Below are 11,510 nucleotides of genomic sequence, written 5' to 3' on the forward strand. Positions count from 1 at the left end.
CGTCAACATTGGATAGAGTTAGCTTATTCAGACAGGTAGATAACAATGATTACAATAAAGACATACAGTATCAGTGAACTGTCAAAAGAGTTTGGAGTTACGACCCGGACGATACGCTTTTATGAACAACAAGGCCTGATCAATCCGGGAAGAAATGGTCAGACACGAATTTACAGCGAAAAAGACAGGGTCAGATTAATGCTGACCTTACGTGGTAAAAGATTAGGATTCAGCCTGGCAGAGACAAAAGAGTTGTTTGATCTTTATGATTCAACACTCGAGGGAGATGAAAAACAGCTGAAACTGATTCTGGGTATTCTGGACGCAAAACGTCAGGAACTTGAGCAACAACTGCAGGACATTATAAAAGTTCGCCAGGAGCTTGACAGTGTGACCGACCGATGTCAGAAAGCCCTTGAAGTCGTCGTCAATAAAAAACAGAAGTCGGCTTAATATTATTTAAATATCAGCCTGCTTTTAATATCTGCCTGTTATTTGTCAAGAACATACCTCTGCACAATAAAATAATAAAAAGATTCTTGCAGAACACATTAAAAGGTCCGGGACTTCCGACACAAGAAGCACCCGAGACTCTGTTTTAAAACAACAATAAAAGATCAACCTTGGAAGGTGGGTTATGACAACTAATGCTTTGAGCTATGTAAGCGGTACCAGTGAAACTCCTCTGTTAGGCATGACCATTGGCGACATGTTTGATCAGACCGTTGCAAAATATCCTGATAATGATGCATTAATCTCTCGACATCAGGGTCTGCGTTACACCTATAAACAGCTGCAGGCTGAAGTAGATAAATGTGCAAAAGCCTTAATGCATATGGGTGTTAAAAAAGGTGACCGTGTAGGCATGTGGTCGCCCAATAACGCAGAATGGTGTATCACTCAGTTTGCGACGGCAAAAATCGGTGCAGTTCTGGTTAATGTAAACCCAAGCTATCGCACCCATGAACTGGAATACGCTCTGAAGCAGTCCGGCACCAGCACTCTGATTCTGCAGGGTGAGTTTAAAGCTTCTCACTACGTCAACATTATCTGTGAACTGGCACCAGAACTGCGCCGACAGATTCCGGCAAAATTCACTTCAGAGCGTCTGCCGGAGCTAAAACGGGTGATCTGTCTGGATGATGACCTGGCCACCGAAGGCATGTGGACCTGGTCCGATCTGATGTCAATGCATGACCAGACTACAGATGCCGAGCTGCGTGACCTGCAAGCAACGCTGCAGTTTGATGACCCGATCAATATTCAGTACACCTCGGGTACAACCGGTGCTCCTAAAGGCGCTACCCTGAGTCACCACAACATCCTGAATAACGGCTACTTTGTCGCACGCGGCATGGACTTTACCGATCAGGATCGTCTGGTTATTCCTGTGCCGTTATATCACTGCTTTGGTATGGTGATGGGCAACCTGGGTTGCGTTACTCACGGTGCGACCATGATCTACCCAGCGGATGGTTTTGATCCGGTTACCACCCTGCAGGCTGTAGCCGAAGAAAAAGCGACAGCTTTATATGGCGTACCCACCATGTTTATTGCTGAGCTGGAACACCCAACCTTCAATGACTACGACCTGAGCACCCTGCGCACAGGTATTATGGCCGGTTCCATCTGTCCGATCGAAGTGATGAAGAATGTTATCGCTAAGATGAACATGAAAGATGTGACCATCTGCTACGGCATGACAGAAACCAGCCCGGTGAGCTTCCAGACCAAGATGGACGCCCCGATTGAAAAACGTGTGTCTACCGTAGGTACTATTCACCCGCACCTGGAAGTGAAACTGGTTGATCCTGAAACCGGTCGCGTGGTTGAGCGTGGTGAGAAAGGCGAACTGTGTACCCGTGGTTACAGCGTTATGCTGGGCTACTGGAATAATGAAGAAGCGACAACTAAGTCCATCAGCAACGGCTGGATGCACACCGGTGATATGGCCGAGATGGATGAAGAAGGTTATGTAGCAATTACAGGCCGTATTAAAGATATGATTATCCGTGGTGGTGAGAACATCTACCCGCGTGAAATCGAAGAGTTCCTGTATACCCATCCGGATGTCAGTGATGTTCAGGTGATCGGTGTACCGGATCAGAAATACGGTGAAGAAGTGATGGCCTGGGTGTCTCTGCACGAAGGCAAAGACCTGACAGAAGAAGCCCTGCGTGAATTCTGTAAGGGCAAGATTGCTCACTTCAAGATTCCACGTTACTTCAAGATCACCCGTGACTTCCCTATGACGGTGACGGGTAAGATCCAGAAGTTCAAAATGCGTGAAATCAGTACGGAAGAGCTGGGACTTCAGGGCTAATAGCCCTTGAGGCAGCTCAGCCAACAGCCACAAGAACTGTTCAGAAGCAGCCACCCGGATAAACCTGAAGCGGTACTGTATTCATTCAGTACCGCTTTTTTTATGGACAGCAAATATGACTCCGACAATTACCGATCATTATCAGGCTCAACAAGAGATCACCCTGCTCTGGGAAAAAATATGCCAGACACTCAACGACGCTGAAATTGATATACAGCATATCACTTCAGACCTGCTGGCACCGGTAGATCAGCTGCATACCGGAGGACGAAAAGCCTCAATAGCCTTACTGGAGAAGACCTCTCTGCCATCCGGCTGCAGTATCGTTGAGATTGGCGCCGGGCTGGGTGGGACGGCCAGAGTATTAGCAGATAAATTAAACGCTCATGTCACTGCGGTTGATATCACACCTTCATTCTCTTACGCCTGCCAGCAGATCAACCAGCTGATGCACTACAACAGCATTAATACTGTTTGCGCCGATGCCTGTCGTCTGGATCAAATAGAGAGTAACAGCCAGGATGCTGTCTTGAGCCAGCACACCATCATGAATATACCGGACAAGTCTGCTGTACTGGACACTATTCAGCGTATTCTTAAACCAGGTGGACAGCTGTTACTACATGAGATTGTCGCCGGAACCAACAAAGACCCTATTACCCTGCCCGTCCCCTGGGCCAGTGAGCCTGAACACAGCCATTTACCGGATGATGCCCGGTTCAGAGCACTGTTTGAAAGTCATGGTTTTACGATCAGATCCTGGGAAGATATCAGCGATAACGCTCTGAACTGGCGCAAAAAGCACTCAGAAAGGGAAAACGGTGAGCGAGAAACGGGGCACACACAACAAAAATCCCCATTAAATCCAACACTTATTTTTGGTGCTCGCTTTCAGCAAATGGGAAAAAATGTTCAGCAAAACCTGGCCAATGGCAGAATCAGCATCATCCAGGCCGTACTGGAAAAACAATAAATATTTCTAAAAAACCGCAGCAATCCAGTTTTTTTAGTCTGACAATAATCGACTATCGTCATTATGACATTATTATTCATCTGCCAGCCCGGTCAGCCGGGCGGCGTTCTTTTCCTGTTATCACAGCATTTACTAAAAAAGAACTATTGAAAAAACAACTTTATTTAATCAATATTTCCAATAACATAGCTTATGTGATGTAGCACCCGATACAAGACAAAAAGAAGTTAAAGAAACATTATTTCTATAACTTCATTAAAATAATATGGAGAAACGTTACTATGAGCATTAATGGAAAAGCTCAGAGTCGTATAGAAGGCACCCCGCTTGTTACCCGAATGATGCTCACTGTACTGTTGCCCATTCTGGTTCTGATGTCAGTACTGACCGCCTGGCTATATACCGAAATTAAAGGTGAAACATCAGAGCTGATGCTTGACTCAGGAAAGAAGGTCGCAGAAGCCCGCTCTTTCGAAGTCTCTGCGGTCCTTCAGGGCTTCCGGCATCAGGTGAGTATTCTTGCCGAAAACAATCAGGTCAGCGTTTCTCCCAATAAAGATACTCTGCTTCAATGGATGAAAGAAAAAATCACCCTGCTTCCCGTGGCTGAAATGCTGTTTTATGTCGATAGCAAAGGCGATGCAACTTACCTGGCAGCTAACGGTAAGACCGGGCAGATTAATCTTAGCTCCAGAGGTTATGTGCAGGATATCCTGAGCGGTAAAAAATCGGAATTGATCACCAATCCGATTATATCCAAAACCTCAGGGCAACCCATTTCTGTCATCGCCCATAAAGTTACTAACCAGTCCGGTCAGGTGGAAGGGTTACTGGCCATCACCGTCACTCTGGATATGTTAAGTAAAATCACTACCTCTGCCTCAGTATCTGAAGGCAGCTATGGCTGGATTATCGATGGCACAGGTCTTATTGTTGCCCACCCATCCGAAAAGGCCCGCATGACCATTAATGTGACCGACGCAGATAAACACGGATTTACCGGTCTGAATGCTTATGGTGAAAAAATGGTCGCTGGCGAAGCCGGTACAGGAGAGATCCTGAACATTCAGGGTGAGCCTGTCACTATGATCTTCTCCCCTATACCTGGTACCCCAGGCTGGACATTTGGTATCTCGGTGCCTTCAGATAGCCTGTATGCCTCTGCAAACAGCCTATCGCTGCAATTAGTCACAGCCATGCTGGTTGGCCTTATCGTCGTAGCGGTCCTGGTTATTCTGGCCAGCATACGCCTGGTAGGCCCTATTAAAGAACTGGTTGCCGCAATGAAAGTGGTGACCAGTGACGATAGCGGTATCAACGCCCGCCTTAAAGCCAGCGGCCCGAAAGAGATCCAGGAAGTGACTGTCAGCTTTAATGAGTTTATGGAAAAGCTCAGCGAGTCGGTAGATAGCATTATTTCTGTCGCCAACAGCCTTAATAGCCAGGCGGGTCGACTCGAAAGCACTGGTGCAACACTGGCCGCCCAGGTTGAGACTCAGTCAACCGAAATGAACAATGTCGCCCTGGCGGCAGAACAGCTGACCAGTAGCTTCGAAGAAGTAGCACGCAGTGCACAACAGGCATCAGAAGAAAGTATCCATATGGGGGATCTGGCCAGATCAGGCTATCAGGCGATCACTGAGAATCAGAAACAGGTTAACGCTCTGTCAACCCGCATCAGTGATGCCGCTACAGAACTAAAAAAACTGCATCATTCCAGTGATCAGATTGGTGAAGTGTTATCAACCATTACAAGCATCGCTGAACAGACGAACCTGCTGGCACTCAATGCCGCTATCGAAGCGGCACGAGCAGGCGAACATGGTCGCGGGTTTGCAGTTGTAGCCGATGAAGTACGTACCCTGTCGCAACAAACCCGCCAGTCTACAGAGAAAACGCAGGATGTTATTCTGGAGCTTCAGCAGCTGATCACCAGCACGGTAGACACGATGGATGCCGGAGCCTCTGAAGCAGAACAAACCGTGAACCGTTCAAGGGAAGCCGAGCGGGTGCTGAACGATATTCAGCAGGCAATCTCTTCTCTGGAGAAAATGAACCATCAGATTGCCAGTGCTGCTGAAGAACAGCAAAGTACGCTGGATGAAGTGAACCGCAATATGACTCAGGTAAGCAGTGCCATTAACATTCTGAGAGATGAAACCCGTGAAATCCGCCAGCAAAGCTCCGAAATATCAGGAGCAGGCCAGCAGATGGAACAGGTTGCCCGAGCAATCTGATAAAACGGTTAATCTGGATTAATACGCCATTAGCGATCTCAACAAGCCCTGGAATTATCTTCCGGGGCTGCTTTTCTTCGCATATCTGGTTATCAGCAACAAACCTGAATCAATCACCAATAGTAAGTAAACACTGACATAAACTAATCCCGCTCTGGCCGGGATACCTCCCTGTCAATGGCTCCGGTAACAGCCTCAATCACCGCCTGAGCCAGATGCTCGCCAAAAAGCACATGCTTACCGCAGTAGCTGACATTATCAGGGCCTGCACCGTTCACAATGGCCACGGCATCTGTGCCGGTTCCTGTGGCAATCAACCCTGAAATAGCGCTTCTCACATCAGCATCCTGCAATACAGCAGCCTTTGCTTCCGTTACGATCATCAGAGCCTCTGTCATTGCTGCCGGTGTTAAACAGGCACTGGTTAGTACAATCAGATTGATCGTTCCTGTCTCTTCAGGTTCAGACGTCATCAGACGATATTCTGCTCGATCCCCTGCCCGGCGAGCATTAGACAAACCCGCCGTTGCCAGAACTACAATATCAACATCCTGCTCAGATCTGACGGCCATTCGAAAAGAGTTCATCGAAGCGGCGGTCATCATTCCTGTCAGCCGTCCCTTTCCTCCCAGACTGTCAGCATAGTCAATCAGCGTCTTCACAGGGGACCCGGCAGTATCAGTATATGCTGGCACTTTAAGATTCAGCATCTGGTCAGCCCAGACCAGACCACCGTTACACACCGCAGAACTGAGTATCTGGTGTGGTCGATCAAATACGATATGCAGATAGTTCTGTGTATGATGAAGTCGGGCATGCCGGGTTAATTGAAATGACATAAGCGTCCACAAAGAAGATGGTAAGCATTAACACTGTAAAAGAAAAAGAGACTGACTTACTGTAAGCCGCTTAGATATACGCCCCTATGAAAGCAGCCCTCTTGTGTCAGAGACTACCACTGACGTCAACGACCTTAACATGCGATCCGTTGTTTTTACGGCTTTTGCCATTGCGGTTTCTGAAACAGACTGGCCATCAATTCGGTATTGGTCTTTAAATTCACCCACAATATTGAAGCCTGTTTTAAGATATAAATTTTTTGCTGGCAGATTGTCGGATAAAACCGTAAGGTCAAGCCAGTCGATTGCTTCGTGCTCCTGACAAAAAGCCAGAACATACTCCAGCAGTATTGTGCCAAGCCCCTGTTTACGGCAAGTACTATCAACACCCATTCCAAGTAAAACCCGGTGTAAGCGATTACCATCACTATGGTGGCGAAGATCAATATGGCCTTTAATCTTGCCAGACTCATCTTTTGCCAGCCAGAGCTTTCTCCAGCCTGCATCACCACATTGATAAGAAAAACCCTGTACGAATTTTGCCTTTGCAGGTTCAGGTACTGCTTCTATCTCTCTGGACATTGGCAAAAAAAGAGGCGTTTCTCCCTGGCCGTTTTCCGAAAGCTGCCCATCCAGATATGAAAAAAATGCATCCAGATCAGATTTCGCCGCTTCAACTATTTTCATGATTACTCCGAGTTTGATTAATCTGCTTTACATATGACGCAGCTATAGCTACCACTATGTGAGAAGAGCCTTAGCAACCAGAGAAATACAACATCTTGTTTTTACAGAAAAACTTAAACACTTATAACATGTCTTCTGGTAGATTAGCAGGCATAAACCATAGATTTTCAAGTTGGGACATTTTAGAATCCCTGGCCACAAGTAATCACTTTTCTCATTTATAGACCTTCAGATACTGTGATGATAACCCGTGATTTGTCTCCTCAAGGTTCTTAACCAGAGTCTGATGACAAACGCCCAATCAGATGTAAACCAAAATATCAGAACAAGGTTTACCAATGAGAGCCTTATTGCTAATCTTCTGCGCCGGGACTGCTTTAACATCTGGTGTTCAGAAAGGTTGTCCCCTTTGCCACGGCATCGGATATCCCGTTTTAACCAGTATGAGTCTTAGTGCGCGATTAATATGAACAAACCGCTAGAAAAGCCCATTACACAAGTAACAAAGCCCATCACTCAAGGCTGCAGCATTCATCTGGATGAAGTTTGTCTGGAAATAGAAGGTAAGCAGGTGGTCAATAAACTGTCCTTATCGACAACCATCAAGCGCCTGGGCGTGATTGGTCGCAATGGTTCGGGCAAATCCACTCTGAGCCGTTTACTTTCAGGGCTAATTGAAACCAGTTCGGGCCATATCGAAGTGGCAGGCATTAACCCCTTTAAAGATCGCAAAGGCGCTTTACGGGAAATAGGCCTGCTATTTCAGAATCCTGAGCATCAGATTATTTTCCCGACAGTGATAGAAGAAATTGCCTTCGGTTTACGCCAGCAGGGACAGAATAAAAAAACAGCTGAACAAAATGCACTTCAGGTGTTAGCCAGCTTTGGTAAAGAGCACTGGCAGAACGTGCACACCTCTGCACTGTCTCAGGGCCAGAAGCACCTTGTTTGCCTGATGGCCGTGATGGCAATGAAGCCAAACCTGATTATTCTGGATGAGCCTTTTGCCGGTCTGGACATCCCGACCAAAAAACAACTGCGACGTTATCTCGATAAATTTTCTGGCAGCCTGATTCACATCAGTCATGACCCGGAAGATCTGAACGGCTATGAACAACTGCTCTGGCTGGAGGGCGGCGAAGTGGCCGCACTGGGCCGTTATGAAGAGGTGTTGCCACGTTACCTGAACGAAATGGATACACTGGGAGACAGCGATGATATCTCTGACCTCGCCAGTTGAAACTCGCGCGCATCAGTGGCCAGCCGGGCTAAAGCTGGGTCTGCTGTGCTTTGTCACCGGCCTGCTGTTTATAACAGACCATTTGATATTTCACAGTGTCTTTTTGCTGGCCATTGTCGTGCTTTATGCACTGCCCGGCCGGGCGTTTTTTAAAAGCGGCTGGCAACATCTGAAAATTCTCTGGCCCTTTGTGCTTATTGTTGTCCTATGGCATCTGTGGACTGACGAGCTTCAGCGAGGAAGCATTATTGCGTTTCGTATGATGTCTACTGTGGCTCTGGCCAACCTGGTCACAATGACCACCCGGCTATCTGACATGATTGATGTCGTGCACTTTCTGGCAAAACCCTTATATCGCTCAGGCTTAAATGGCCGGGCTCTGGAACTGGCGATAGCCCTGGTGATTCGGATGACCCCTGTGCTGGTTTCCAAAGGTCAGAACCTTACCTGGGCATGGCGTGCTCGCTCTACCCGGCATTCTGGCTGGAGAATTATTTTACCTTTCACTGTCCTCGCACTTGATGATGCTGACCATGTCGCCGAAGCCCTGCGGGCTCGCGGTGGATTAATCAACCCGGAGAAATAAATAATGGAAAAAAATATCGCCTACACCGCTCTGTTTGCGGCATTAATTGCGGCACTGGGTCTGGTGCCACAAATCACTCTGGCATTTGGCGTACCCATTACCGCACAAAGCCTCGGTATTATGTTATGCGGCACTATTTTAGGCAGTAAACGTGGTGGTCTGGCTGTATTGCTGTTCTTGTTACTGATTGCAATGGGCTTACCATTACTCTCTGGCGGTCGAGGTGGACTGGGCCTGTTCGTTTCGGCAACCAGTGGCTTTTTAATTGGCTGGCCGGTTGCCGCCTTTGTAACAGGTTTAATTGTTGAAAAGTGGCGTTCAGCTTCAATTACTCTGGTTGCAAGTATTGCATCTATTATTGGCGGTATTATTGTGCTGTATGCCTTCGGCATCGTTGGCATGTCAATTGTGCTGGATAAAACCCTGCCAGAAGCAACAGCATTAATGCTGGTCTTTATCCCTGGCGACATTATTAAAGCCGTGATTGCGGGCTTCCTGACGGCGGCAATTGCTAAAGCACGCCCAGCCAGTTTGCTGTCCCGTTCTGCTAAAGCAGCGTAATGATTGACGGGCATGGCGAAGTAACATGAATAGTCTGATCATACCAACGGTCTACGAATCCCCCTGGTACCATGTCTCAGGCAGACTTCATGACAAGGATATGTTCACTTCGCCTTCCCCATGATGAACTGAGGAATAAAATGCAGGAAATCTACTTTGCAGGCGGTTGTCTTTGGGGTGTGCAGGAGTACATGCGTCACTTACCAGGCGTTGCCTTTACAGAAGCGGGCCGCGCCAATGGCACCACTAAAACAACCGAAGGTGAATATGACGGCTACGCAGAGTGTGTACTCACCCGCTTTAACCCTGAAATCGTCTCTTTAAAGCAGTTGTTTGATTATTTTTTTGAAGTAATCGACCCCTACAGCGTTAACCAGCAAGGGGAAGATATTGGCGAAAAATATCGCACCGGAATTTACAGCACAGAACCAGAGCATTTAAAGCAGGCTGAGGACTATATTCGCAGCCGAAGTGATGCTGACCGAATTGCTGTAGAAGTCCTGCCGCTATCGAACTATGTCAAAAGTGATGACGAACATCAGGACAGACTCACCCGTTGCCCCGATGATTACTGCCATATCCCCGGAGATCTTTTGCATAAATATAAACGCTAGATTCAGGCCCGTATCCTGCAATAGTTGGCGGAACCACAGCACAGGCTTCATCCCTTCAGAAGGCTAGCAGGCGGTGCCACTAAACAACCCGCAAACCCACCAGCCAGAATAAGAGAGGCATCTCAGAAGATCGCCCCTCTCGTGTCCTGTCGGTCCTTTATTCAGATGGTGCCGATATATAATGTCGGTTATTGCTTTCCTCTCTGATAACAGAGTCATTCAGATAAGACAATGTACGGTATTTGCCAGTCACATCCATAATACCATCCGTTTCAATCAGATTACCCGTCAGAATATGAGCGGATGATGTATTCGTTGCATATAACTTGATGCCATAATTCGCGCTTTTTATCAGTGTATTATTCTGATAAAGGTGCGGCAACCCACCGGATAGAGCTGAGTTCTGTTGTGCGGCATTTCTGGCAAAAATGCTATTCTCACCTGCCGAGTGCACCAGGTTATTAATGACCCTGATATTATCGCCATCCAGCATCATGCCATTGCCGCCACTTTCTATAATCTGATTATCGGATATTTCTATATCATCACCACCCGCCTGGATACCTGTATTTTGCCAGACCGGAGCAAACGGACTGACACCGGTTCTGTAAATACGGTTGCCTGTTACCTGAGCATCCGATTGAATAGCGCCAATCTGAATACCATCCGCCGCAATATTTTCCAGTGTATTATTATAGATTTTTACATCACGTAACTGATGAGGATAAACCGTTATCTCTTCTCCCTCACAAACCAGATTCCGGCTTTTTGCGGTATAACCAATATACATGCCCTCGCCTTCTTCCGTGTCATGAATATAGTTATCATGTATATAAACGCCTTCCATGATAAAGTTTTCAGCCCATGTATCCGGGTTACAATTCGGGTCTGTTTTAACCAGCATTCCGGCAAAGCGCGCCCGATAAATTTCCAGATTATCCAGCTCAACATGATGACTCAGCATACCGACGCCAATGGTTCCTCCCAGACGTATCCCATATCCACCTGACACAGGATCAGGCGTGGAAGTGACTCTGACCCAGGACACATTATCCAGCGCCATACTGTATTCGTAAGGCGTGAACAGCACCTGATTATCCCGGTTGCGAATCACAACAGGCTGATCAGAAGTTCCGGTAATATTTTTAATTCTGAGAGGCCCTCTTTCCCCCGGAGCCAGACAAACCGTACTGCCAGGCGGAATTTGCATCTGATCGCCATCAAGTAAATACTGTCCAGAGGGTATTTCATAATCGCAGTTATAATCACTTCCTGAATCACCATTTGCCCAGGCGTTTATAGAACCAAAAAACAACGTCCCGGAAATATATGCTGCATTTTTTATACTCATATAAAATACTGAGCAGTGCGTAGTTCTGACGACTATGGGCTATGCACAACTGTTTCCCCACTTTTTCAAAAACAGGTATTTCCAGCTTTAATGGATTGT

The 11,510-nt window shown here is 47.0% G+C and carries 11 protein-coding genes; 8 read left to right on the top strand and 3 right to left on the bottom strand.

Annotation, left to right across the window (positions count from 1 at the left end):
- Positions 1-45 precede the first annotated feature (45 nt).
- The 4 genes from H4O21_RS19700 to H4O21_RS19715 all read left to right on the top strand — a co-directional run bounded on the left by H4O21_RS19700 (position 46) and on the right by H4O21_RS19715 (position 5,533).
- Positions 46-453 (top strand): MerR family transcriptional regulator, encoded by a 408-nt coding sequence (locus H4O21_RS19700; RefSeq protein WP_182810607.1) that lies wholly within the window; start codon positions 46-48, stop codon positions 451-453.
- A gap of 184 nt (positions 454-637) precedes the next feature.
- Positions 638-2,323, top strand: a complete 1,686-nt coding sequence (locus H4O21_RS19705; RefSeq protein ID WP_182810608.1) for an AMP-binding protein — start codon at positions 638-640, stop codon at positions 2,321-2,323.
- Between the two features lie 115 nt (positions 2,324-2,438).
- On the top strand, positions 2,439-3,296 hold the full coding sequence (locus H4O21_RS19710; RefSeq protein WP_182810609.1) for a class I SAM-dependent methyltransferase: 858 nt from the start codon (positions 2,439-2,441) through the stop codon (positions 3,294-3,296).
- Positions 3,297-3,577: 281 nt separating this feature from the next.
- Complete coding sequence (locus H4O21_RS19715; RefSeq protein WP_182810610.1) at positions 3,578-5,533, top strand: methyl-accepting chemotaxis protein; 1,956 nt, start codon at positions 3,578-3,580, stop codon at positions 5,531-5,533.
- A 143-nt stretch (positions 5,534-5,676) separates the two neighbouring features.
- On the opposite strand, the gene H4O21_RS19720 is transcribed toward H4O21_RS19715, so the two are convergent.
- Both H4O21_RS19720 and H4O21_RS19725 read right to left on the bottom strand, forming a co-directional pair.
- Positions 5,677-6,372: an adenosylcobinamide amidohydrolase gene (locus H4O21_RS19720; protein WP_182810611.1), complete on the bottom strand. Its 696-nt coding sequence runs from the start codon at positions 6,370-6,372 to the stop codon at positions 5,677-5,679.
- 84 nt (positions 6,373-6,456) lie between these two features.
- Entirely contained in the window at positions 6,457-7,059 is a 603-nt protein-coding gene (locus H4O21_RS19725; RefSeq protein ID WP_182810612.1) for a GNAT family N-acetyltransferase, read from the bottom strand.
- Between the two features lie 466 nt (positions 7,060-7,525).
- Between H4O21_RS19725 and H4O21_RS19730 the strand changes: the two genes are divergently transcribed.
- The 4 genes from H4O21_RS19730 (at position 7,526) to H4O21_RS19745 (ending at position 10,060) form a co-directional block, all read left to right on the top strand.
- Positions 7,526-8,299, top strand: a complete 774-nt coding sequence (locus tag H4O21_RS19730; RefSeq protein WP_182810613.1) for an energy-coupling factor ABC transporter ATP-binding protein — start codon at positions 7,526-7,528, stop codon at positions 8,297-8,299.
- Positions 8,274-8,885, top strand: coding sequence for an energy-coupling factor transporter transmembrane component T family protein (locus H4O21_RS19735; RefSeq protein WP_182810614.1), 612 nt, complete (start codon positions 8,274-8,276; stop codon positions 8,883-8,885). Before H4O21_RS19730 ends, H4O21_RS19735 begins: the two co-directional genes overlap by 26 nt.
- Before the next feature lie 3 nt (positions 8,886-8,888).
- A complete protein-coding gene (locus H4O21_RS19740; protein ID WP_182810615.1) occupies positions 8,889-9,446 on the top strand; it encodes a biotin transporter BioY in 558 nt (185 codons plus the stop codon).
- Positions 9,447-9,535: 89 nt separating this feature from the next.
- Positions 9,536-10,060, top strand: coding sequence for a peptide-methionine (S)-S-oxide reductase (locus H4O21_RS19745; protein WP_220495758.1), 525 nt, complete (start codon positions 9,536-9,538; stop codon positions 10,058-10,060).
- A gap of 157 nt (positions 10,061-10,217) precedes the next feature.
- Here the strand turns inward: H4O21_RS19745 and H4O21_RS19750 are convergent, their stop codons facing one another.
- Positions 10,218-11,270, bottom strand: a complete 1,053-nt coding sequence (locus H4O21_RS19750) for a right-handed parallel beta-helix repeat-containing protein (protein ID WP_182810616.1) — start codon at positions 11,268-11,270, stop codon at positions 10,218-10,220.
- Positions 11,271-11,510 lie beyond the last annotated feature (240 nt).

This window comes from Oceanospirillum sediminis, from assembly GCF_014164585.1.
Classification (GTDB): domain Bacteria; phylum Pseudomonadota; class Gammaproteobacteria; order Pseudomonadales; family Halomonadaceae; genus Oceanospirillum; species Oceanospirillum sediminis.